24 protein-coding genes are annotated in these 22,162 nt (G+C 71.4%); 12 read left to right on the forward strand and 12 right to left on the reverse strand.

The window, feature by feature from the left end; translation table 11 throughout:
* Positions 1-8 precede the first annotated feature (8 nt).
* The 4 genes from ACVFI9_RS01700 to ACVFI9_RS01715 all read right to left on the reverse strand — a co-directional run bounded on the left by ACVFI9_RS01700 (position 9) and on the right by ACVFI9_RS01715 (position 5,003).
* A complete protein-coding gene (locus ACVFI9_RS01700; RefSeq protein ID WP_474764317.1) occupies positions 9-3,002 on the reverse strand; it encodes an ATP-binding protein in 2,994 nt (997 codons plus the stop codon).
* A 63-nt stretch (positions 3,003-3,065) separates the two neighbouring features.
* On the reverse strand, positions 3,066-3,314 hold the full coding sequence (locus ACVFI9_RS01705; RefSeq protein WP_474764318.1) for a DUF4242 domain-containing protein: 249 nt from the start codon (positions 3,312-3,314) through the stop codon (positions 3,066-3,068).
* Between the two features lie 131 nt (positions 3,315-3,445).
* Positions 3,446-3,859: a hypothetical protein gene (locus ACVFI9_RS01710; protein ID WP_474764319.1), complete on the reverse strand. Its 414-nt coding sequence runs from the start codon at positions 3,857-3,859 to the stop codon at positions 3,446-3,448.
* Positions 3,860-3,998: 139 nt separating this feature from the next.
* Positions 3,999-5,003 carry an o-succinylbenzoate synthase gene (locus ACVFI9_RS01715; RefSeq protein WP_474764320.1) on the reverse strand — a complete coding sequence of 335 codons (1,005 nt, stop codon included), beginning with the start codon at positions 5,001-5,003 and terminating at the stop codon, positions 3,999-4,001.
* Between the two features lie 183 nt (positions 5,004-5,186).
* Here ACVFI9_RS01715 and ACVFI9_RS01720 point away from each other — a divergent pair, with 183 nt between their 5' ends.
* From ACVFI9_RS01720 to ACVFI9_RS01730, 3 genes are all read left to right on the forward strand, one after another.
* Positions 5,187-5,411: a hypothetical protein gene (locus tag ACVFI9_RS01720; protein WP_474764321.1), complete on the forward strand. Its 225-nt coding sequence runs from the start codon at positions 5,187-5,189 to the stop codon at positions 5,409-5,411.
* A gap of 57 nt (positions 5,412-5,468) precedes the next feature.
* A complete protein-coding gene (locus ACVFI9_RS01725; protein ID WP_474764322.1) occupies positions 5,469-6,425 on the forward strand; it encodes a 1,4-dihydroxy-2-naphthoyl-CoA synthase in 957 nt (318 codons plus the stop codon).
* A 244-nt stretch (positions 6,426-6,669) separates the two neighbouring features.
* A complete protein-coding gene (locus tag ACVFI9_RS01730; RefSeq protein WP_474764323.1) occupies positions 6,670-7,725 on the forward strand; it encodes an AMP-binding protein in 1,056 nt (351 codons plus the stop codon).
* Here the strand turns inward: ACVFI9_RS01730 and ACVFI9_RS01735 are convergent.
* The 3 genes from ACVFI9_RS01735 to ACVFI9_RS01745 all read right to left on the reverse strand — a co-directional run bounded on the left by ACVFI9_RS01735 (position 7,722) and on the right by ACVFI9_RS01745 (position 10,007).
* The gene (locus ACVFI9_RS01735; protein ID WP_474764324.1) at positions 7,722-8,159 is read right to left on the reverse strand and encodes a type II toxin-antitoxin system VapC family toxin; all 438 of its coding nucleotides are present in this window, start codon (positions 8,157-8,159) and stop codon (positions 7,722-7,724) included. The two genes, ACVFI9_RS01730 and ACVFI9_RS01735, sit on opposite strands and share 4 nt — an antisense overlap.
* Positions 8,156-8,428, reverse strand: coding sequence for a type II toxin-antitoxin system Phd/YefM family antitoxin (locus tag ACVFI9_RS01740; RefSeq protein ID WP_474764325.1), 273 nt, complete (start codon positions 8,426-8,428; stop codon positions 8,156-8,158). Before ACVFI9_RS01740 ends, ACVFI9_RS01735 begins: the two co-directional genes overlap by 4 nt.
* A 79-nt stretch (positions 8,429-8,507) precedes the next feature.
* Positions 8,508-10,007, reverse strand: coding sequence for an MFS transporter (locus tag ACVFI9_RS01745; protein WP_474764326.1), 1,500 nt, complete (start codon positions 10,005-10,007; stop codon positions 8,508-8,510).
* Between the two features lie 96 nt (positions 10,008-10,103).
* Here ACVFI9_RS01745 and ACVFI9_RS01750 point away from each other — a divergent pair, with 96 nt between their 5' ends.
* Together ACVFI9_RS01750 and ACVFI9_RS01755 are read left to right on the forward strand one after the other, a co-directional pair.
* On the forward strand, positions 10,104-10,550 hold the full coding sequence (locus ACVFI9_RS01750; protein WP_474764327.1) for a MarR family winged helix-turn-helix transcriptional regulator: 447 nt from the start codon (positions 10,104-10,106) through the stop codon (positions 10,548-10,550).
* Positions 10,551-10,617: 67 nt separating this feature from the next.
* Positions 10,618-11,607 (forward strand): 1,4-dihydroxy-2-naphthoate polyprenyltransferase, encoded by a 990-nt coding sequence (locus tag ACVFI9_RS01755; protein ID WP_474764328.1) that lies wholly within the window; start codon positions 10,618-10,620, stop codon positions 11,605-11,607.
* A gap of 13 nt (positions 11,608-11,620) precedes the next feature.
* On the opposite strand, the gene ACVFI9_RS01760 is transcribed toward ACVFI9_RS01755, so the two are convergent.
* Positions 11,621-11,911 (reverse strand): DUF4229 domain-containing protein, encoded by a 291-nt coding sequence (locus ACVFI9_RS01760; RefSeq protein ID WP_474764329.1) that lies wholly within the window; start codon positions 11,909-11,911, stop codon positions 11,621-11,623.
* Between the two features lie 74 nt (positions 11,912-11,985).
* Between ACVFI9_RS01760 and ACVFI9_RS01765 the strand changes: the two genes are divergently transcribed.
* The 3 genes from ACVFI9_RS01765 (at position 11,986) to ACVFI9_RS01775 (ending at position 15,227) form a co-directional block, all read left to right on the forward strand.
* Positions 11,986-12,423, forward strand: coding sequence for a PLD nuclease N-terminal domain-containing protein (locus ACVFI9_RS01765; RefSeq protein WP_474764330.1), 438 nt, complete (start codon positions 11,986-11,988; stop codon positions 12,421-12,423).
* Positions 12,416-14,251 (forward strand): 2-succinyl-5-enolpyruvyl-6-hydroxy-3-cyclohexene-1-carboxylic-acid synthase, encoded by a 1,836-nt coding sequence (gene menD / locus ACVFI9_RS01770; RefSeq protein WP_474764331.1) that lies wholly within the window; start codon positions 12,416-12,418, stop codon positions 14,249-14,251. The genes ACVFI9_RS01765 and menD overlap by 8 nt, the downstream gene beginning before the upstream one ends.
* A gap of 112 nt (positions 14,252-14,363) precedes the next feature.
* Positions 14,364-15,227 (forward strand): polyphosphate kinase 2 family protein, encoded by an 864-nt coding sequence (locus ACVFI9_RS01775; protein ID WP_474764332.1) that lies wholly within the window; start codon positions 14,364-14,366, stop codon positions 15,225-15,227.
* An 11-nt stretch (positions 15,228-15,238) separates the two neighbouring features.
* Here the strand turns inward: ACVFI9_RS01775 and ACVFI9_RS01780 are convergent, their stop codons facing one another.
* Both ACVFI9_RS01780 and ACVFI9_RS01785 read right to left on the reverse strand, forming a co-directional pair.
* The gene (locus ACVFI9_RS01780) at positions 15,239-16,594 is read right to left on the reverse strand and encodes an isochorismate synthase (RefSeq protein WP_474764333.1); all 1,356 of its coding nucleotides are present in this window, start codon (positions 16,592-16,594) and stop codon (positions 15,239-15,241) included.
* Between the two features lie 23 nt (positions 16,595-16,617).
* Positions 16,618-16,911 carry a DUF427 domain-containing protein gene (locus ACVFI9_RS01785; protein ID WP_474764334.1) on the reverse strand — a complete coding sequence of 98 codons (294 nt, stop codon included), beginning with the start codon at positions 16,909-16,911 and terminating at the stop codon, positions 16,618-16,620.
* A 151-nt stretch (positions 16,912-17,062) separates the two neighbouring features.
* Between ACVFI9_RS01785 and ACVFI9_RS01790 the strand changes: the two genes are divergently transcribed.
* The 3 genes from ACVFI9_RS01790 to ACVFI9_RS01800 are packed head-to-tail and all read left to right on the forward strand — an operon-like array spanning position 17,063 to position 20,326.
* Positions 17,063-17,788: a class I SAM-dependent methyltransferase gene (locus ACVFI9_RS01790; RefSeq protein WP_474764335.1), complete on the forward strand. Its 726-nt coding sequence runs from the start codon at positions 17,063-17,065 to the stop codon at positions 17,786-17,788.
* 10 nt (positions 17,789-17,798) lie between these two features.
* Positions 17,799-18,923, forward strand: coding sequence for a polyprenyl synthetase family protein (locus ACVFI9_RS01795; RefSeq protein ID WP_474764336.1), 1,125 nt, complete (start codon positions 17,799-17,801; stop codon positions 18,921-18,923).
* Positions 18,923-20,326 (forward strand): FAD-dependent oxidoreductase, encoded by a 1,404-nt coding sequence (locus tag ACVFI9_RS01800; protein WP_474764337.1) that lies wholly within the window; start codon positions 18,923-18,925, stop codon positions 20,324-20,326. The genes ACVFI9_RS01795 and ACVFI9_RS01800 overlap by 1 nt, the downstream gene beginning before the upstream one ends.
* A 66-nt stretch (positions 20,327-20,392) precedes the next feature.
* Here ACVFI9_RS01800 and ACVFI9_RS01805 read toward each other — a convergent pair whose 3' ends face one another.
* Entirely contained in the window at positions 20,393-21,079 is a 687-nt protein-coding gene (locus ACVFI9_RS01805) for a DUF998 domain-containing protein (protein ID WP_474764338.1), read from the reverse strand.
* A gap of 36 nt (positions 21,080-21,115) precedes the next feature.
* Positions 21,116-21,409: a DUF4287 domain-containing protein gene (locus tag ACVFI9_RS01810; RefSeq protein ID WP_474764339.1), complete on the reverse strand. Its 294-nt coding sequence runs from the start codon at positions 21,407-21,409 to the stop codon at positions 21,116-21,118.
* Positions 21,410-21,606: 197 nt separating this feature from the next.
* On the opposite strand from ACVFI9_RS01810, the gene ACVFI9_RS01815 reads away from it, so the two are divergent.
* Entirely contained in the window at positions 21,607-22,158 is a 552-nt protein-coding gene (locus tag ACVFI9_RS01815; RefSeq protein ID WP_474764340.1) for a dihydrofolate reductase family protein, read from the forward strand.
* Positions 22,159-22,162 lie beyond the last annotated feature (4 nt).

The following is a 22,162-nucleotide window of genomic DNA, read 5'->3' on the forward strand; positions in this document are numbered from 1 at the left end:
TGCCCTCCTCAACCCGCGGCGGGGGTGCGCAGCGCGAGGCCGTCGCGGTGCGCGATCGCGGTGAGCTCCGAGCGGCGGCCCGCGCCGAGTTTCGCCAGCAGGTTCGACACGTGCCGCTCGACGGTGCGGTGGCTGATGAAGAGTTGCCCGCCGATGGCCCGGTCGGTGAGACCCTCGGCGACGAGCGCGAGCACGTCCTGCTCGCGCCGGGTGAGGTGGTACGGGTCGTCGGTCGTATCGGGCCGGCCCTCGCGCGAATCGTCGTGCAGCGCGATGCGGGCGCGCTTCGCCAGATCTTCGGCGAGACGCCGAACGTGGACGGCGCCGATGCGGCCGGCCGTGGTCCAGGCTGCGCGCAACTCCTGCGCCGCCGACGCGCGGTCGCCGCCCGTGGCGAGGAGCGCGCTCGCCGCACGCAGCCGCGCCTGCGCCTCGCGGAACGGGTCCTGCAACTCGAGCCACTGCTCGGCCACGGCGAGCCACCCCTCGGCATCCGGGCGGCCCGAGGCATCCGTCAGCTCGCACCGCGCGACCGCGTCGTCGGCGATCACGACGGGATTCACCGAGCGCGATCGTGCGAGTGCCGCGCCGGCGCGGTCGACCCATGTTCGCACCTCGTCGGCTCCGAGCCGCGGGTCGCGTGGACCCACGGCAGCGGCGGCGGCCGCGGCAGCCGAGGCCGCTGCGGTGAACAGCGGCACCGAGAACACGGCGTGCTCCTCGTCGCCGAGCTTCGCCGCACCCTCGTCGGCTGTGGCGGATGCCTCGTCGAACGCGCCCTGGGCCGCGAGCACTTCGACCAGCGTCGCGTAGAGCGGCCCGAGCAGTTGGGTGTCGATCAGCCGGGCCCCCGCGTGCCGCGCCGCGTCGAGTCGAGAGCGAGCACCGCCGAGGTCGCCCAGTCGGAACAGCAGCCTGCCCCGGATGAGGTCGACGCGCACCGCGTCGACGCCCGCGGGCGCCAGGGCGTCGGCTTCGTCGAGGAACTGCGTCGCCTCGGTGTTGCGCCCGAGGTGCAGCAGCGCCTCGGCCGCATCGCATCGGCACCAGACGCCCTTGCGCTCCCGCAGGCCGAGACTCTCCACGAGGTCGATCCCGTCGATCGACACGTCCGCCGCCTCGGTCATGCGCCCGGCGTCGTACAGCGCCGAGTGCAGGTTGACGATGGCGCGCGCGATGTCGTCGACGTCCTCGAACTCCTCTTCGGCGATGCGCTGCGCCGTCCGGATCTCGGCGATGCCCTCCTCGAGCTCGCCGAGGTACGACAGGTCGACGCCGAGGTTGTTGCGCGCGTGGCCTTCGACCGATCGGGCTCCCACCCGCTGGGCGAGCCGAATCGCCTCCCGGGCGATCGGCAGCGACTCGCCGAACCGGCCGCCGAGCATGAGGATCTGCGAGTATCCGCTGAGGGCGGCGGCCCGCCACGAGGTCGGCGGCTCGGCCGGCACGAGCTCGACGGCCCGCTCATAGGCCGCGAGCGCGTCCTCGCCCTCGGCGGCCATCCAGAGGTAGCGCCCGAGCCGCTCATGCAGGTATCCGTGGTGGTGCTGCTCGGCGGGATCGACGGCGTCGATCGCGCGGCGCGCCAGCTCCGCGGCCCGCTGCGGGCATGCGGCCAGGTGGGCGACTTCCGCGGCCGACCAGAGCACCCGGTAGCAGGGAGCGTCGAGGTGGATGTCCTCGTCGGGCAGGGTGTCGAGCAGGACGACCGCTCGTTCGTAGTGGGAGAGCGATTCGGTGAACGCCAGTGCACGGGCTGCTGCTCGAGCGGCGACCACTGCCGAGGTGAGCGCGCGTGGCCCGTCGCCGGCCGCGTCCCAGTGGCGCGCGATGCGACCGGCGATCGACGCAGGGTCGGCGGCGAGCTCGGGCGAATCCGTCAGCGCCTCGGCGACGCGCCGATGGAGCCGGGCCGACTCGCCGGGAAGCAGCCCACCGGCGATGGCCTCCTGCAGCAGCGCATGCCGGAAGACGTAGGAGCCGCCGTCGCCCGACTCGGTCAGCAGCACGTGGTGCTCGACCGCAGGACGCAGCGCGGCGTCGAGCGCGGACGGGGGCACGTCGGAGACGCGCTCGAGCAGGCGGTGCGGAACCCGGCGGCCGATGACGGATGCTGCGCGCAACGCCTGCCGGGTCGCAGGCGCGAGCTCCTCGAGCCGCGCGAGCAGCAGGTCCCGGATGGTGGCGGGAAGCTCGCCGCTCGATCCCAGCACCAGCAGTTCCTCGGCGAAGAACGGGTTGCCCTCGGCTCGTCCGTAGATGTCGTCGAGCAGTGCGGTGTGCGGCGGGACGCCGAGGATGTCGCTGAGTTGCAGCGCCTGCTCGTCACGAGTGAGTCGCCCGACCACGACGTGCTGGCCGGATCGCCGACCCGACTCGGCGATGAACCGCGTCACGGCGGCATCGTGGGGCGGCTCGTCGGTGCGCACCGTGAAGGCCAGCAGGGTGTCGCCGCGCAGGTGACTGCCGAGGAGCGTGACGAGTTCGAGGGTGGACCGGTCGGACCAGTGCAGGTCCTCGACGATCACGACCACGGGTGCTTCGGCGCTGAGACCGTCGATCACCGCGCTCACCGCACGGAACAGCAGGTTCGCACTCGCTCGCGTCGGTTCGGAAACCGGAACGGAGTCCGCCAGCGCCGGGATCCACCTCGCCAACTCGGGCGCCGAGTGACCGGCGAGCCGGATGACCTCGGCCGCGCCACGACGCCGCACGAGATCCGTGAGCAGTTCCACGAGCGGGGCGTACGGCAGGATCTGCTCGCCGTAGGCCACGCATCGCCCGACGAGGACGTTCGCGCCCCGGGCCGCAGCCCGGGACGCGAACTCCTGCGCCGTGCGTGTCTTGCCGACGCCCGCTTCGCCCTCGATGAAGACGGTCTGCACCGAATGGTCGGCGGTCGCGTCGCCGAGCAGCGCCTCGAGTCGCGCGAGTTCGCGCTCGCGTCCGACCAGGCGTCGACTGGTCGCGCGATTCGTCGTGACCTCGTCGGTCATCGCCATGATGGGATTATCGCGCGATTCGAGGAATGCTCGGGCGGAATTCGGGACGAAGCATCCGGAGCCTCATCCCTCCTGCACGGGCACGAGTCGGTCGGCGACCAGCCCGTGCGCCTCGCGGTGCACCCGCGTGGCGGCCTCGGCGTCGGGGGCGTCGACGAGGCAGAACACCTTGCCGGAGCCCTCGTCGAACCAGTACTGCCGGTAGTCGACGCCGTAGCGGCCCTGGACCTCGAGGTCCCTGGCGTGCGCGCCGGCCACCGCCTCGGCCGTGAGGCCCTCGACCCGGTCGTGGACATCCATGAAGAGTGCCATTTCATCCTCCTGTGGTGGTTGCTGGTACAACCAGCGTGGAGGCCGGGCCGTGGGGGCTGGTACGGGGAACCACGCAATTCCGGATGCCACGACCACGCACGTTCCCTCGATGCGCGCGGTGCCGCCGTCGGTCAGAACTCCAGGCCGCAGGCCGTGTAGCTGCCGATGATCTCCTCGCCGTACGCCGCGAAGATCTCGTCGATGCCCTGGCCGTCGGCGGCCTTCTCGTCGTGCGGGTTGTTCGAGGCGATCGTGCCGTCCTGCCCGACGGCGCCCTTCACCATGATGGTGAACGTGGCGGGTGCGCCGCTGTCGACGTACGCGTCGAACACGCAGTCGGCCAGCTCCGGCGGCAGCTCCGCGGTGAGCGCCTCCGCGACGTCGAGCGTGTACCACGCCTGCGAGTGCGAAGCGCTGGCGTTGCCTTGCTCGGAGCGGTTCGGGTTGTAGCACTCGTGCGCGTAGGCGGCGACACCCGTGCCGAGCACGCCGAAGGCGGCCAGCGCGATGCCTGCGGTGATGTTGGTCAGTGTCCGTGAGAACATGCGTGTCCCTCTCGATCGGTTCTTCGGCCGATTCCGGCCGACCTCACAACCGTGCCGTGGCGACGCGGACGGGACATCGGTGCTGACCCGCGTCGTCGGTCAGCGCCAGCCCTGCGTCGGCTCGGGACATCAGCCCCGATCAGCTCGGGACAAGTCGCCCGTGGCACCGCTCCAGCCGGGCGAGCCACCACGCCGTGCGTTCGGCGTCGGCGGCGTACCGGTCGAGGAGTGCGGGGTCGGGGTCGACCCGGCGAACGTCGATCGTGCCGTCGCGGGGCACGAGCGGGTCGCGCGTGACATCCGCCGCGAGTAGCGAGGCCGTGCCGAGCCCGCAGTCGTAGTCGAGTTCGGGCACGGATGCCGCGAGCTGCGCGCCCATCGCGAGCCCGACGCTCGTGTCGAGTGCGCTCGAGACCACCACGGGCAGGCCCGCGCGCGCGACGATGTCGAGGGCGCGCCGGATGCCGCCGAGCGGCTGCGCCTTGATGACGAGGAGGTCCGCGGCGCCGGCCTCGGCCACCGCGAGCGGGTCGTCGGCACGGCGCACGCTCTCGTCGGCCGCGATCGGGATGCCCATGTACTTCGTGCGGCGACGGATCTCGGCGAGTTCGTCGACGGTCGGGCACGGCTGCTCGACGTACTCGAGGTCGAACGGCGCGAGGGCGTGGATCGCGTGCTCGGCCTCGTCGACGTTCCAGCCGCCGTTCGCGTCGAGGCGCACGCGTCCCTCGGGCCCGAGCGCCTCGCGCACCGCACGCACCCGGGCGACCTCCTGTTCGAGGGTCTCGTCGCCGCCGGCGACCTTCACCTTCGCGGTGCGGCAGCCCGGGAATCGCGCGAGCACGGCGGGCACGCTGTCGGGGTCGACGGCGGGCACGGTGGCGTTCACCGCGATGCGGTCGCGCACGGCGGGCGGCGGCGCGTTCCAGCCGTAGTCGATCGCGGCGGCGAGCCAGGCGGATGCCTCGGCGTCGTCGTACTCGGCGAACGGCGAGAACTCGGTCCAGCCCTGGGGCCCTTCGAGGAGCAGCGCCTCCCGCACGTCGATGCCGCGGAACCGCGTGACGAGCGGAAGCGCGACCACCCTGGCCGTGGCGAGCAGGTCGGACAGGGGCGGCACGGATGCGGCGTCGTCGTCGGTCACCCTCCCATCGTGTCATCGTGGGAGCCCTCCCGCGGAGTCCGTGGCATCCGCTCGTCGTGTGTCTCGGGAAGAACACATGAAGATCCGGATCAGGCGCCCCCTCAGCCCGCCCTGGCGCGGATTCTCATGCATCTCCAACCAGCGGGTCGGGGTCTGTTAGCGTTGACGGACTTGGGGGTGCACATGTCCGACGGATTCGACTCGCTCGGCGTCGAAGCCACCGAGGTGCGCGACTCCGCCGGGCGGAACGTGCTGATCGCCGTCATCGGGCTCGTGCTCGTCGTGGGCGCACTGATCCCGCTCACCTACGGGGCGATCTGGGTGGGCTCGATCGCGTACGCCGCGGTCGTGTGGTTCCTCACCGGCGGGGCGGGCCTGCCGCCCGACGGGTCGTCCGTCCCCGCCTGAGCGTGCGTCGTCCTGGTCCGGCGGGGTGCTTCCGCCGCCGGGAATAGGCTGGTGGGCATGGCACGCGAGGTTTCCGAACTGTTCGACGCGAGCGAGTGGACGGACGTCGCGGCATCCGTCACCGGTTCCGGTGGGTTCAGCGACATCACGTACCACCACTCCACCGACGGGCGCATCGCCCGCATCGCGTTCGACCGGCCGGAGGTGCGCAACGCGTTCCGCCCGCACACGGTCGACGAGCTCTACCGTGCGCTCGAGGACGCGCGCACGAACCCGCGCATCGGCGTCGTGCTGCTCACGGGCAACGGGCCGAGCGCGAAGGACGGCGGCTGGGCGTTCTGCTCCGGCGGCGACCAGCGCATCCGCGGCCGTGACGGCTACAAGTACTCCGACGCCGAGACGGCGATCGTCGACGGCGACGGCGCCGGCGGCACGGCCGACCCGCACGGGCACGCGGCCGTCGGGCGCCTGCACATCCTCGAGGTGCAGCGACTCATCCGCTTCATGCCCAAGGTCGTCATCGCGGTCGTGCCGGGCTGGGCGGCGGGCGGCGGCCACTCGCTGCACGTCGTCTGCGACCTCACCATCGCCAGCCGCGAGCACGGCAGGTTCAAGCAGACGGATGCCGACGTCGGCAGCTTCGACGCGGGCTACGGGTCGGCGTACTTCGCGCGCCAGGTGGGCCAGAAGTTCGCCCGCGAGGTGTTCTTCCTCGCCGAGGAGTACTCGGCCGACCGCGCCTACGAGATGGGGGCCGTGAACCGCGTCGTGCCGCACGCCGACCTCGAACGAGAGGCGCTCGCGATGGCGCGCACCATCCTCACGAAGTCCCCGACGGCGGTGCGCATGCTGAAGTTCGCGTTCAACGCGGTCGACGACGGCATGGTCGGCCAGCAGGTGTTCGCCGGCGAGGCGACGCGCCTGGCGTACGGCACCGACGAGGCCGTCGAGGGGCGCGACGCGTTCCTCGAGAAGCGCGAGCCCGACTGGGGCCCGTACCCGTGGCACTACTGATCGGCTGCGGTTCGGGATGAAACCACTCGAGCAGGTTTCGGCGTCGGATGTCGCGGCGGTGACGCGTGCGCTCCGCGTCGCGCTCGACGGCGGCCCGGCCGTCTGGCCGGTCCCGTCGTCCTCGTCCTCGTCCTCGTCCTCGTCGTCCTCGTCGTCGTCGTCTCCACCTCGTCGAGTGTTAACGTTCGCGCCGAATGATGACGCTCCCGCGGCCCTCCCGGGCCCGAACGTGAACTCTCGGCGAATGGGGGGTCAGGTCGACGACGACATCGCACTCGTCGTCGAGACGAGCGGGTCGACGGATGCCCCGAAGCGCGTGCTGCTCTCGGCCGGCGCGCTGCGCGCGAGCGCGGAGGCGACCGAGGCCGCGCTCGAGGGGCCCGGGCAGTGGCTGCTCGCGCTGCCGGTGCACTACATCGCGGGAGCCCAGGTGCTCGTGCGATCCATCGTGGCCGGCACCGAGCCCGTGGTGCTCGACGGCGAGCACTTCGACCCGATCGCGTTCGCCGAGGCATCCGCTCGGCTCGATCCGGGGCGCCGCCACTACACGTCCCTCGTGCCGGTGCAACTCAGCCGTCTCGTCGACGCGGCGAAGTCCGACGGGAGGGTCGCCGAGGCGCTGCGCTCGTTCGACCGGATCCTGCTCGGCGGACAGGCGGCCCCGCCGTCGCTCATCGTCGCCGCCGACGTGCTCGGTGCGCACGTAACTCGCACATATGGTTCCAGCGAGACGTCGGGCGGATGCGTCTATGACGGGCGCCCGCTCGACGGCGTCGTCGTGCGCTTCGTCGACCCGTCGACAGGATCAGGGCGGGGCGGCGCCGTGGAGCTGTCGGGCCCGATGCTCGCCGAGGGCTACCTCGACGATCCGGCTCGCACGGCGGCCGCCTTCGCGACCGACGACGACGGCACGCGCTGGTATCGCACGGGCGACCTCGGCCGGCTCGAGCACGACGGCACGCTGCGCATCCTCGGGCGCGCCGACGACGTGATCATCTCGGGCGGCGTGAAGGTCGCCCTCGGCGAGGTGGAGCGGGCCATCCGAGCCCTGCCCGGCTTCGCCGACGCCGTCGTGGTGCGCGCGGCCGATCGGGAGTGGGGGGAGCGGCCGGCGGTCGTCGCGGTCCGAACGGATCTCGCCGCGGCATCCGATGCCCTCGACACCCTCGCCGGGGCGACCGACGCTGCCGGGCTGCCGCCCGCCGCCCGCCCCGTTCGCGTCGAGCTCCTCGACCGGATGCCGATGCTCGCCTCGGGTAAGCCCGACCGCCGCGCGCTCGAGGCGATGCTCTCGGACTAGGCGGGCGCGGCGCCCTTCAGGTCGATGGTCGCGAGGCCGAGCTCACGCCAGGCCGTGATCAGGTCGCGGTCGCCGGAGACGCCGACGAAGTCGTCGCTCGCCGCCTCGACACCGGTCGCGCAGTGCACCGCGTCGTATCCTCGGAGTCCGAAGCGCCGACTGAGGGCGGCGGCATGGAGCACCGTGTCCTCACGCGGTTGGACGACGACGACCGAGCCCCAGATCCTCTCGAGCGCGACCATTGAAGCCCGGTATTGGGCTGCGTCCAGGCGGCCCATCCGTTCGGCGCGCGCCAGTGCGGCCGCAGCTTCGACGTAGGCGAGCAGGCTTGCGACCACCTGGTCGGCCGAGTGCCACGCGCGCCGAGCCGGCGCAGAAGTGGGCTCCTCGATGATCAACGGAACGATCGCCGACGTGTCGAGGTACGCGATCACCGCCGTTGCTCGGTGATGAGGTCGGAGACGGTGCCCGCTGCCGCGATCGGGTCGGGAAGCATTGCCTTCGGACGCAACGGCGGTCGGGCGAAGCCCTCCGCGATCATCCGCTCGATCGGCGACTCGGCATCGATGGGAACGATGCGCGCGATCGGCTTGCCGTGATCGGTCACGACGACCGTCTCTCCCTCGCGAACCCGTGCAAGCTGGCGACTGAGCGTGTCGCGCAGCTCGCGTATCCCGACGTTCGAGGTTGTGGCCACATCCATGGGTTCATTGTAGCCACAACCGCCGGACCGCCGCGCTCCGAACACCAGGTGCGCGTCGGTCGGGCCGAGGAGCCGGCAGTCACCCCATGTGCGCGGCCACCGAGGCATCCGAGGTATCCGAGGCATCCGATTCCGCATCGAGCTCGGCCAGGCGCTTCGCCTCGTCGAGGTGCGCCTGCACCTGACGCCGGCTCGGCAGCAGCAGGCTCGCGAGTGCCGCGATGCCGAAGCCCGCGACCGACACCCAGACGGAGGCCTGCAGCGCTTCGAGCACGTGCGCCCGGCTCCAGTCGTCGCCGACCACCGTGAAGAAGACGGTCGTCGAGATGGCCACGCCCGTCGCCGCACCGAGCTGCTGGAAGGTGCTGAAGGCGCCGGATGCCGCGCCCGCATCCGCGATCGGCACCGTCGCGAGCGCGACGTCGATGAGCGGGATGATGAGCAGCGCGAGCCCGAACCCGGCGAGGAGCATGGGCCAGACCGCCGCCCAGCCGGTGAACCCGGCCCCGGTGTCGGCGACGGTCGCGAACACCCAGAGCACGCCCGCCGCCATGAGCGCGGCGCCGACCGTCACGAGGTACTTCCCGACGCGCGGGACGAGCGGGATGACCGCGCCCGTGCCCACGAGCGCGCCGAGGCTGAACGCGAGCAGGTTGAGTCCCGCCGCGAGCGCGTCGAACCCGAGCGCCGCCTGCAGGTAGATGATGAACGGCAGCGTGAACGCGTTGAGCGCGCCCTGGAAGGCGGCCTGCGTGACGAGACCGGCCGAGAACCCGCGGTCGGCGAACAGCGGCATCGGCAGGAGTGCCGAGCCGTCGTGGCGCATGCGCCGGCGCTCGTAGAGCACGAACGCGACGAGCAGCCCAGCGCCGGCGGCCACGGGCAGCCACAGCCAGGCCGGCCAGCCGAGCGTCTGGCCCTCGACGAGCGGCACCATGAACGCGAGCACGACGGCGCTGAGCAGCACGACGCCGACGAGGTCGAGTCGCATCGGGCGCGGCGAGCGGGTCTCGGGAACGACCCGGGCCGCGAGCGCGATGATCACGATGCCGACGGGCACGTTGATGAGGAAGACCGCGCGCCAGCCCAGGCCCCAGAGGTCGGCGTCGACGAGCCATCCGCCGAGCACCGGGCCGGCGACCGCGGCGAGACCCGCGACACCGCCGATGAGGCCGTACATCGGAGCGCGCTCTCGTGGCGAGTACAGCGCCTGCACCGAGGCGAGCAGCTGCGGCACCATGAGCGCCGCGAAGAGGCCCTGCGCGATGCGCGTGACGACGAGCACGTCGCCCGACCACGCGAAGGAGGCGGCCGCGGACGCGAGGGTGAACCCGCCGATGCCGACCAGGAACATCCGGCGGCGGCCGAACAGGTCGCCGAGCCGGCCGCCGGTGATGAGCGCTACGGCGAAGGCGAGCAGGTAGCCGCTCACGATCCACTCGAGCTGGGCCTCGGATGCCTCGAGGTCCGCGCCGATCGACGGGAGCGCGACCTGCACGATCGTGACGTCGAGCAGGTCCATGAAGGAAGCGAAGAGGAGGACGCCGATGGCGATGCCTCGGCGCGGTGTGGTGGCCATGCCGGCCGTCCTTTCGTATGCTGGGTTCACTCCGAGGTGGAGTATTTGCGATGTGGGATAATCCCACAGTGGGAACACTATGGAGTGGCAGCGCTGATGTCAAGCAAGGCCGAGGTCACCGGGCGCATCGTCGGGCTCCTCCAGCTCGTGATCGCATCGTCGGTCATGACCAACGAGCGCATCGCTCGTGTGATGGGACTCAACGTCGTCGACCTTCAGGCCCTCGGATACATCGCCCGTCACGGCGCCCCGATGTCGGCGGGGGAGGTCAGCAGGCAGACCGAGCTCCCGACCAGCACGACCACCCGGGTGCTCGACCGGCTCGAGAAGCACGGCTACATCGAGCGCATGACCGACCCCGACGACCGCAGGCGGGTCGTCGTGCGTGTTCGTCCCGAAGCGGCGGTGGGCGTCGGCGAGGGCGGCGAGGATGACCCGTACGCCACCATCCTCGAGGGCATGCAGCGCGTGCACGCGCAGTTCACGGTCGATGAACTCGAGGTGGTCGCCAGATACCTCGACGCGGTGAAGGATGTGCGCTGAGACCTCCGCCGGCGCTGCTGTGAACACTCGCCCCCGCGGTGATGGGCGGCGCAACTAGCATGTCGGTGTGGCACGCCCGAAACCGCAGCGCATGAATCCCGCCGACGTCCGCGCCAACGCGCACCGACGCTCCGGCAACCCCGCCAAGCGCACGACCGCTCCCACGGCCGCGCGCGGCCCGGCGACGGTCGCCGACTGGGTCGCCGGCGCGCGCATCCGCACGCTGCCGCTCGCGATCTCGCCCGTCGCGCTCGGCACCGGAGCGGGGGTGGTTGCCATCCCCGACGGCCCGTGGCATCCGGCCCGCGCACTGCTGGCCCTCGTCGTCGCCCTCGCGCTGCAGATCGCGGTGAACTACGCCAACGACTACTCCGACGGCGTGCGCGGCACCGACGAGCACCGGGTCGGCCCGGCACGGCTCACCGGGTCGGGCGCGGCCAAGCCCCGCCACGTGCTCGCCGTGGCGCTGAGCTTCTTCGCGCTCGCCGCCATCGCGGGCCTCGCGCTCGTCATCGTGACGGGGCAGTGGTGGATGCTCGCCCTCGGCGCCGTCGCGATCGTGGCCGCCTGGTTCTACACCGGCGGCAAGCGGCCCTACGGGTACTACGGGCTCGGCGAGCTCTTCGTGTTCGTGTTCTTCGGACTGGTGGCGACGGCCGGAAGCGCGTACGTGCAGGCCCTCGCCGTGAACACCGAGGCGTGGCTCGGCGGCGTCGCCGTGGGACTCATCGCGTGCGCCGTGCTGATGGCCAACAACCTCCGCGACGTCGAGCAGGACCGTGCGGCCGGCAAGCGCACGCTCGCGGTGCTCGTCGGGCCGCTGGCCGGGCGCATCCTGTTCACCGTCTTCATGCTCGTGCCGTTCGCGATCGCCGGGTTCTTCGCCCTGCTCTACCCCGCAGCCGTGCTGGTGCAGTTCGCGGTGTTCCTCGCCGTGCCGGCGTGCGTCATCGTGCTCTGGGGGAGGACCCCTCGCGAGCTGCTGCTCGCGCTGCAGCTGGCGAGCATCACGTCGCTCGTCTACGGCGTCGGCATGGGGCTCGTCTTCGCGCTCTGAGCCGAAGCTGGGGCTACGCGGCGGGGTCGCGACGCTCGGTCGGGGATGCGTCGACGACGGAGTCCTCGACCTCGTCGTCGACGTGCACGACCGGCGTCTCGCGGTGGCGCGCCGCGTACAGGTCCGTCGCGATCGACTCGCGCTGACGCCGCAGGAAGATCAGCGACGCACTGAACCCGAAGAGGGCCGCGACGGCGGCGGACACCCACGGATCCACTCCGGCGATGAGCAGCACGGCGAGCGGCGCGGCGAACAGCACCACGCGCAGCACGGTGTACCAGATCCAGACGGGCACGGACTTCACCCTCACAGTGTAGGTCGGCTTCCCCTGAGTACTCTCACAGCCGGGAGCCGGGCCGACGCGCCTAGACTGGGTGGATGGTCCGGTGGCTCTTCGTGCTCGGCATCGCAGCCGTGGTCTTCACGATCTACGCCATCGCCGACTGCGCCTTCTTCGACCGCATGCGCATCCGCGGTCTCAGTCGCGGCTGGTGGATCGTCGTCATCCTCTTGGTGCCGATCATCGGCGGCGTGCTCTGGTTCGTCATCGGGCGTGGCCGCATCGATCGGATCGGATCCCGGTCGGGCCGCACGCTCGCTCCCGACGACGACGCGGAGTTCCTGCGCCAGCTCCGCGAGGACGCTGCGCAGAACGAGCGCATCCGCCGCATGGAGCAGGAGCTCGCCGAACTCGACGCCGACGACGAGCCGCGATTCGGTGACGCCGCAGGCACGACCAAGGGCGAGGAGCGCAAGCGACCCGACGCGCCCGAGGCACCCGGCGAGACGGGACCCGCCGGACGCCCGAATGGCTGATCCGGAGCACCCGACGGCGCCAGGCGCCCGACGGAGCCCCGCGAGCGACGCCGCCATGGCGCTCCTGCGCGCGTTCGTCGAGGCCGGTGTGCGCGATGTCGTGGTGGCACCGGGCTCCCGTTCACAGGCGCTCGCGCTCGCGGCCGCCGAGCTCGAGCGCGTGGGAGCCATCCGGCTGCATGTGCGCATCGACGAGCGCAGCGCCGCGTTCTTCGGGCTCGGCACCGCGGTGGAGTCGGGTCGTCCTGCGATCGTGGTGACCACCTCGGGCACCGCCGTCGCCAACCTGCACCCCGCCGTGCTCGAGGCGCACCACTCGGGCGTGCCGCTCATCCTGTGCACGGCCGACCGGCCTGCGGAGCTCCGCGGCATCCGCTCGAACCAGACCACGATGCAGCCCGGCATCTTCGCCGGAGCACTGCGCATGGAACGCGACGTCGGTGCACCCGAGGGAGTACCCGGTGAGACGGATGCCGCGGCCGCCCTCGCCCGTGACGCGGTCGCCGCGGCACTCGGCCGCGACGCCGCCGGCGAGTTCGTGCCGCATCCGGGACCCGGACCCGTGCACCTCAACCTCCAGTACCGCGAGCCGCTCTCGGCCGTCATCACGCTGGAGCGCGTGCCGGCGGCGCGGGCGGATCTCGACACGCATCCGGCTTCGCCCGGCGCTCCTCTATCCGCGGAGGCAGTCGGGCCCGCCGGGGCGCTCATCGAGCCGGGACCGCGCACGATCGTCGTCGCGGGCGCCGGCGCCGGACCGGCCGCCGAGGAGTTCGCGCGCGAGGGCGGCTGGCCGCTCATCGCCGAGGTCACGAGCGGTGCGCACTTCGGACCGAACCTCGTGGTCGCCTATCGCGAGTTGCTGCGGGAGCCCGGCTTCGGCGAGCTCGTCGAACGTGTGGTGGTGTTCGGGCATCCGACGCTCTCGCGTGAGGTCCCGGCGCTCGTGCAGCGCGACGACATCGAGACCATCGTCGTGGCTCCGTCGGGCATCGAGTGGTTCAACCCCGGGAGGAGCGTCCGGCAGTTCGAGCGCGCCGTGCGCACCGCACCGCAGCAGGGGCCGTCGGCCGAGGAGCGGGCCTGGGTGGGGCGATGGGTGCACGCGAGCCGCGCCCTCGTCGCCGAGGGACTCCCGCAGGCGGCATCCGTGCAGAGCGGCATCGACGAGACGGGGCACGTCTCCGACTTCGCGGCGCAGCGCGAGTACATGCGCGCGCAGCTCGAGGCGGTGCGCGCTCCCGTGACCCGGCGCATGCTCGTCGACGCGGTGTGGGCGGCGACGTGGCCGCACGACCGGCTGGTGTTCGGGGCATCCCGGCTCATCCGCGACGCCGACCGCGCGGTACCCGGGCGACGCATCCGCGCCCACGCCAACCGCGGGCTCGCGGGCATCGACGGCACGATCGCCACGGCGCTCGGTCTCGCGATGGCGAGCCAGCGCCAGGCGCCCGGAGCTGCGCCTGGAGCCGGAGCCGGAGCCGATCCGGCCGGCGTCGGCGTGACGCGCGCCCTCGTCGGCGACCTCACGCTGCTGCACGACGTGGGGTCGCTCCTCCTCGGCGACGGTGAGCCGCGTCCGAGGATCCAGGTCATCGTGGGCAACGATGGCGGCGGCACGATCTTCGACGCGCTCGAGGTGGCAGCGTCGGCATCGTCCGAGGCGTTCGATCGCGTGCAGTTCACTCCGCAGCACGTCGAGCTCGCGGCGCTCGCCCAGGCGTATGGCTGGGGCTACGCGCGGGCTGCGACGCGCGGCGAACTCGATGAGGCGCTCGGCACGGCCGTGACGGGCCCGGCGATCGTCGAGGTGCCGCTCGCCCGCTGATACTCGGATCGCGCCCGGCCTCGCGCAAGCCATTGACGCCGGGCGGGGGCGGTCCGTCAGGATATGGGGACGGCGATCGCCGCCGAGACCGGCGCGACGCCACGACGAGGGGATGACCGTGGGTCTCGAGACATACTGGGCGACCGATCCGTCTGACGTGCTGCGGGTGCGGCAGGGATTCATGCTCGCCGACGTGGACACGCGAGGGACCCCCGGGTTCGAGGGCGACAAGGCCGCGGCCACCGACTCGCTCGCCGAGGGCGCGGTGATCCTCGCCGAACTGCAGGAGAAGCTCTTCGCCGGAAACCAGATGGGCGACGACCCGCGCCGGCTCCTGCTCGTGCTGCAGGCGATGGACACCGCAGGAAAGGGCGGCATCGTGAAGCACGTGATGAGCGCCGTCGACCCGCAGGGCGTGCAGTTCGCGGCCTTCAAGAAGCCCACCGAGGAGGAGCTCGCGCACGACTTCCTCTGGCGCATTCGCAAGCATGTGCCCGACGGCGGCATGATCGGGGTCTTCGACCGTTCCCACTACGAGGACGTCCTCGTCGCGAAGGTGCGCGAGCTCGCCCCGCCCGAGGAGATCGAGCGTCGCTACGACGCGATCAACGAGTTCGAGGCCGAGCTCGCGGCATCCGGCACCGTCATCATCAAGGTGATGCTGCACATCTCGATGGACGAGCAGAAGGAGCGGTTGCGCGACCGGCTCGAGCGCCCCGACAAGCACTGGAAGTTCAATCCCGGCGACATCGACGAGCGCATGCACGCCCCGATGTACCAGGAGGCCTACCAGACCGTGTTCGAACGCACGACGACGCCGCACGCGCCCTGGTACGTGGTGCCGGCCGACCGCAAATGGTACGCGCGCCTCGCGGTGCAGCACCTGCTCATCGAGGCGCTCGAGGCGATGCGCCTCGACTGGCCGCTGGCCGACTTCGACGTCGACGCCGAGAAGGCGCGGCTCGAGGCGAGCTGAGCGGAGCCGCGCTACTCGATCACCGGCGACGGCGGTGCCGCGCCGAAGGCCTCGAGGATCGGCCGGAACTTGATGTCGGATTCGGCGAGCTCGTCGGCCGGCACCGAGTCGTGCACGATGCCGCATCCGGCATATGCCGCCACCGTGCCGTCGGCGTCGACCTGCGCGCAGCGCAGCGCGATGGCCCATTCGCCGTCGCCGGCGCCGTCGATCCAGCCGACCGGACCCGCGTAGCGCCCGCGGTCGAAGCCCTCGAGCTCGGCGAGCGTGCGCAGCGCCACCCGGCGGGGCGTGCCGGCGACCGCGGCGGTGGGATGTACCGCCTTCACGAGATCGAGCGAGCTCGACCCGTCGCCGAGCGTGCCCTTGAGGTCGGTGGCGAGGTGCCAGAGGTTCGGCAGTTGCAGCGTGAACGGCTGGGGGCTCGCATCGAGGCGCGCCGTGTGCGGCGCGAGTCGCTTCACGGCACTCGAAACGGCGAGCGCGTGCTCGGCCAGGTCCTTCGGCGAGGCCGCCAGGGTGGCCGCATGCTCTCGGTCGGATGCCTCGTCGGCGCCGCGGGAGGTCGTGCCGGCGAGGACGCGCGCCGAGACGGTGCCGTGGTCGACGCGCACGAGCGTCTCGGGACTCGCGCCGATGAGGCCGTCGACGGCGAACACCCACGTGTCGGGGTACTCCTCGGCGAGGCGGTTGATGACGGCGCGCAGGCCGTCCTCCTCGTGCAGCTCGCCGATGAGCTGCCGGGCGAGCACGACCTTCGCGAGCTCGCCGGCGTCGATACGCCGCACGGCCTCGGCGACGGCCGCCTCGTACGCCTCGGGAGGCACGGCACCCGGCGTGAACGTGACGCGCGGCACGCGACGCTTGGGCGTCGGCGGGGGAATCTCAAGGGCGACGGATGCCGCGGCATCCGCAGCCCCGTCGCCGCCCACGCCGTCGTCGCTGTCGCCCTCGCCCCCGGTTTCGCCCGTCGCGAGCGAGATTCGCGTCACCCAGGCACGCCCCTCGCGGCGGCCGAGCACGAGCTCGGGCACCACGAGGACGCTGGTCGCGGCGGACTCGTCGGCGAACGCGAAGGCGCCGAACGCCACGAGCCCCGTGCCCGGCAGGCCGACGCGGTCGTCGACGTCGGCGTCGGCGGCGAGCGACGTCCACGCCGCGGCGGCGTCTTCGATGCGGCTCGGGCCGCTCGTCTCGATGCGCACGGTCTCGCCGAGGCCCACGATGCCCTCGCCGCGGCGCATCCAGAGCAGCGGATGCCGCGGGTCGGCGCGTGGGATGAGCGGGGCGAGTTCGTCGACCGGTTCGGTGCGCACGACGAGCCGGGTGACGGCGGTGTGCGACGCCGAGGCATCCGTGTGGTTCACCGAACCAGCCTACGGCCGCGCGATCAGGCGGCGAGTTCCTCGCGCACCTCGACGCCGTGCCAGAAGGCCACGTAATCGGCGATCTCGGAGGCGGCCTGCTTGGGCGTCGGGTAGTACCAGGCGGCGTTCGGGTTGCGCTTGCCGTCGACGTCGACGTGGAAGTAGCTCGCCGTGCCCTTCCAGGGGCACACGGTGTGGTTCTGGCTCGACACGAAGTAGCGCTCGTCGATGGACTCGCGCGGGAAGTAGTGGTTGCCCTCGACGACGATGGTCTCGTCGGACTCCGCGATGACCGCACCGTTCCAGATGGCCTGCATGGTTCCTCCTCCGCGGGCGAAGCGCCCGTCTCGATACGTAACTGTGAAGGCAAACGCGCCCCTGCCCGGATGCATTCCGATGCATGGAACGTCACAGGGCCCTCGCAGGTTCGCCCGGTTCCGCCACGGTCGACGACCGTAGACTCGGAGGATGACGCGCGCAGACCTCGGCAAGGATCCGAGCCAGGTGTCGGCCATGTTCGACCGGGTCGCCGCCCGCTACGACCGCACGAACACGGTGCTCTCCGTCGGCAACGCGCCGCTCTGGCGGGTCGCCACCACCCGGGCGGTCGCGCCGAACCCGGGGGAGCGGATCCTCGACGTCGCGGCGGGCACGGGCACGTCGAGCGCCAGCCTGGCGCGGTCCGGGGCATCCGTCGTCGCCGCCGACTTCTCGCCCGGCATGATCGAGGTCGGCCGCCGTCGCCAGGCGGGCGTCTCCAACCTCGTCTTCGTCGAGGCGGATGCCACGAACCTGCCGTTCGGCGACGACGAATTCGATGCCGTCACCATCTCGTTCGGCCTGCGCAACGTCAACGAGCCGAAGAAGGCGCTCGCCGAGTTCTTCCGCGTGACGAAGCCCGGCGGACGACTCGTGGTGTGCGAGTTCTCGCACCCGCCGGTCGGGTTCGTGCGCGCCGGGTACCACGCGTACCAGCGCTACGTCATGCCGCCGCTCGTCAAGCTCTCGAGCTCGAACGACACCGCGTACGACTACCTCAACGAGTCGATCGGGGCGTGGCCCGACCAGCGCACCCTCGCCGCGTGGCTGCGCGAGGCCGGGTGGGTCGACGTCGAGTGGCGCAATCTCACGATGGGGGTCGTCGCCCTGCATCGCGGACGCAAGCCCGAAGAACGTCGAGACGGGCACCGGTAGGCTTGACCGCGTGAAACCGAGCCACCCGGTCGCCCGTCGCGGCTCCGCGCTCGCCGCCAACCTCGGCCTGAGCGAACGCGTCTTCGCGTCATCCGCCGACCGCGCCATGGCGAAGGCGATCGACGCCGGCATCGAGCGCGTCGAAGAGGGCCTCATGCGCGAGGTCAGCTTCGCCGATTCGATCGCGGATGTCTCGACCCGTTACCTGCTCGAGGCGGGCGGAAAGCGCGTGCGGCCGATGCTGACGCTGCTCACGGCCCAGCTCGGTGCCGGTGTCACCGACGACGTCGTCACGGCGGCCGAGGCGATCGAGATCACGCACCTCGGCTCGCTGTACCACGACGACGTGATGGACGACTCCGAGCGGCGCCGCGGCGTGCCGAGCGCGCAGACCGTGTGGGGCAACTCGGTCGCGATCCTCACGGGCGACCTGCTGTTCGCGCGCGCGAGCCAGCTCATGGCGAGCCTCGGCGAGCGGGCGATCCGGCTGCAGGCGAACACGTTCGAGCGGCTCGTGCTCGGGCAGCTGCACGAGACGGTCGGCCCCTCCGAGGGCGAGGATCCGATCGCCCACTACATCCAGGTCCTCGCCGACAAGACCGGATCGCTCATCGCGTCGGCCGCCCAGTCGGGCGTCGTGTTCTCGGGCGCCGACCCGGGCTTCGAGGCGCCGATCGTCGAGTTCGGCGAGAAGATCGGCGTGGCGTTCCAGCTCATCGACGACGTCATCGACCTGTCGCCGCAGCCCGAGGAGACCGGGAAGGTTCCGGGCACCGACCTGCGCGCCGGCGTCGTCACGCTGCCGATCCTGCGACTCGCCGAGCTCGCCAAGACGGATGCCGCGTCCGCCGACCTGCTCGCGCGCATCCGCCGCGACGTCATCGTGGTCGCGAACCCGGCCGACGCCGGCGACCCGCACGACACGAACACGTTGGCGTCGCGGATCGTGCCGTCGCGCGCGACGGTGGACGCGATCGTGGCCGAATTGCGGGAACACGAAGCCACGCGCGCTACGCTCGCCGAGGCCCACCGGTGGGCCCGCGACGCGGTCGCGGCGCTCGCCCCACTGCCCGAGGGAAGCGTGAAGAAGGCGCTCACACGGTTCGCCGAGACGATCGTGGAGCGACAGAGCTGATGGAGACCAGGAACGTGACGAGGAACAGACTGCGGCTCGCGATCGTCGGCGCCGGCCCGGCCGGCATCTACGCCGCCGACATCCTGCTGAAGGCCGAACGCAACTTCGACGTCTCGATCGACCTGTTCGACCAGCTCCCCGCGCCGTACGGCCTCGTACGTTACGGCGTGGCCCCCGACCACCCGCGCATCAAGGGCATCATCACGGCGCTCCGCGAGGTGCTCGACCGTGGCGACATCCGGATCTTCGGCAATGTGCGGTTCGGCACCGACATCACGCTCGCCGACCTGAAGAAGCACTACAACGCGGTGATCTTCGCCACGGGCGCGGTGCGCGACGCATCCCTCAACCTGCCCGGCGTCGGGCTCGAGGGGTCCTACGGGGCTGCCGACTTCGTGAGCTGGTACGACGGGCACCCCGACTACCCGCGCGACTGGCCGCTCGACGCGAAGGAGGTCGCGGTCATCGGCAACGGCAACGTGGCGCTCGACGTGTCGCGCATCCTCGCGAAGCACGCGGACGACCTGCTGCCCACCGAGATCCCGCAGAACGTCTACGAGGTGCTGAAGGACTCGCCCGTCACCGACGTGCACGTCTTCGGAAGGCGCGGCCCGACCTCCGTCAAGTTCACGCCGCTCGAGCTGCGCGAGCTCGGCGAGCTGCGCGACGTCGACATGATCGTCTACGACGAGGACTTCGACTACGACGACGCGGCGCGTGCCGCCGTCTCGGGCAACAAGCAGGTCTTCGTCATCGACAAGGTGCTGCAGCAGTGGCGGCAGCGGGAGGTCGGCCAGGCCTCGCGGCGCCTGCACCTGCACTTCTTCGCGAAGCCGCTCGAGATCCTCGACGACGGCAACGGTCACGTCGGCGGCATCCGGTGGGAGCGCACGGCGCCCGACGGTGAGGGCGGCGTCGTCGGCACGGGCGAGATCCGGGAGCTTCCGGTGCAGGCCGTGTACCGCGCCGTCGGCTACTTCGGTTCGCCCCTGCCCGGCATCCCCTTCGACAAGAAGTTCGGAGTCATCCCGAACCACGAGGGCCAGGTGCTCATGCGCGACAAGGAGACCGGCGAAGCTCGGCAGATGTACGGCGTCTACGCGACCGGCTGGATCAAGCGCGGCCCCGTCGGCCTCATCGGGCACACGAAGTCCGACGCGATGGAGACCATCAAGCACGTCATCAACGACCTCGGCAACTGGTGGCGGCCCGAAGCGCCATCGGAGGAGTCGGTCATCGAGCTGCTCGAGTCGCGTGGCATCGCGTGGACCGACCTCGACGGTTGGCACCGGCTCGACGAGCACGAGCAGGCCCTCGGCTCGGCCGAGGGTCGCGCGCGCATCAAGGTCGTGCCGCGTGACGAGATGGTGACGATCTCGCGCGGAGACGAGCTCGCGGGCTGACGCCCGCCGGTTGAGGAGCTCGCGGGTTGAGGGGCGAGCGCAGCGAGCGCCTCGAAACCGGCCTGCCTACGCGGCATCGCCGAGCGGATGCGGCGACCACGCGTACACGTGCGCCGAGGCGACGGCGAGCCACGTCCATGCTGCGACCACGGCCACCCAGATGAGGGCGATGCCGACCGGACCCGCCGAGAGTGCCGCGCCGGCGAAGAACCCGACGATGACGAGGATGCCGAGCACGATGCCGAGTGCGCTCCGTCGGGGCGCACCGATGCGCCGGCTCCAGCCGGCGTAGGCGAAGGCCGCGGCCGCGACGGCCGCGAATCCGACCGCACCGAAGACCATGTGGAGGATGCCGCTGAGGCTCACGACGCCGTAGACAACGCCCGCGGGGAAGCCCGCCATGGCGTCGGGCGGGAAGATCGCACTGAACACGAGGGCGACGCCGTAGCCGGCGGTGAGCACGCCGATCGCGAGACCGCGGCCATTGCGGATGGCGCGGATCATGCCGATGGCCGCGGCGAGCGTCATCGCCGCTGCGAGGAGCAGATTGGCGCGCTGGAGCCAGCCCCATTCGCCGAGCATGAGCTGCGACAGCGCATGGATGCTGAGATCGAACCCGGGACGGGTGAGCGCGAGCACGAGCCCGACCACGAGGTAGAACGGGCCCGCGACGACGCCCCAGCCAAGCAGGCTTCGGGTGACGGCGGCGCGGCGGTCGAACGTGGGCGCGGCGGTGGCGATGTCGGTGGTCATGATGGTGCCTTTCGTCTGGATCCGGGACGTGCCGGCTCAGGTCAGCGGATTGGTTGCGGCCCCGTCGAGCCAGAGGATGTCCGACGGGTCGGCGTGCGTGCCTCCGCTGCCGACGTGCTTGGCGTCGATCACGACGCCCTTCTTGATGACGTGCACGAGCGCCATCGCATGGCCGCGGCCGAGGCTGTAGTCGGCGGCGAGCCACTCGACGATCGTCGTGGCCTTGACGGATGACGCGTCGAATCCGCGCTCATGCGCGAGTTCGAGGAACTGCCGGGGGGTGAGCCCGGTCTTCGCCTCGATGTTGTCGAGGTAGGCCTGGAAGGACATTGCGTACTCCTGTCTGGTCGTGACGTTTCAGAGCCCGGGGCCGCTCGGTGCATCCGGAGGCTCCCATGAATGCGTCGACCGGCATCCCGTGATCTCGACACGGGTCGCGAATTCTTTCTGAAGACCATGTCGAAACCGGTGGCCGGCGCGCGACGTGTGAGTGCGGGATATCCCGCACCGAAACCGGAAGGCACACCATGCGCACCATCACTGCCAGTTACTTCATGTCCCTCGACGGCGTCATTGACGCGCCGCAGGACTGGCACTTCCCGTACTTCACCCCCGAGGCCATGGCGATCGTCGAAACCGCCAATGCCGGTGTCGATGCGCTCCTCATGGGTCGGAAGACGTACGAGGAGTGGCAGGCGTTCTGGCCCCACCAGTCGGGCTCGCCGATGGCGGGCTTCATCAACTCGACTCCCAAGTTCGTGGCGAGCACGACGCTCACCGAACTCGATTGGGCGCCGTCGACGCTGCTCTCGGGCGACGTCGTGGCCGCAGTCGCCGAGCTCAAGGCTCAGGCCGGCGGCCGCATCGCGATCAACGGGAGCGGCACCCTCACCAGCCACCTGCTGCGTGCGGGGCTCGTCGACGAGCTCCAGCTGCTCATCCATCCGCTCGTGGTCGGCACGGGCAAGCACCTGTTCGAAGGCGGTGAGGGGCCGGTCGGGCTCGAGCTCGTGACCCGGCAGGTGTTCCCCAACGGCACCGCCTACCAGACGTACGCGCCCGCCGGCCGGGCCGCGTGAAGGG

The sequence above is a fragment of the Agromyces sp. NSFZ genome (genome assembly GCF_056156205.1).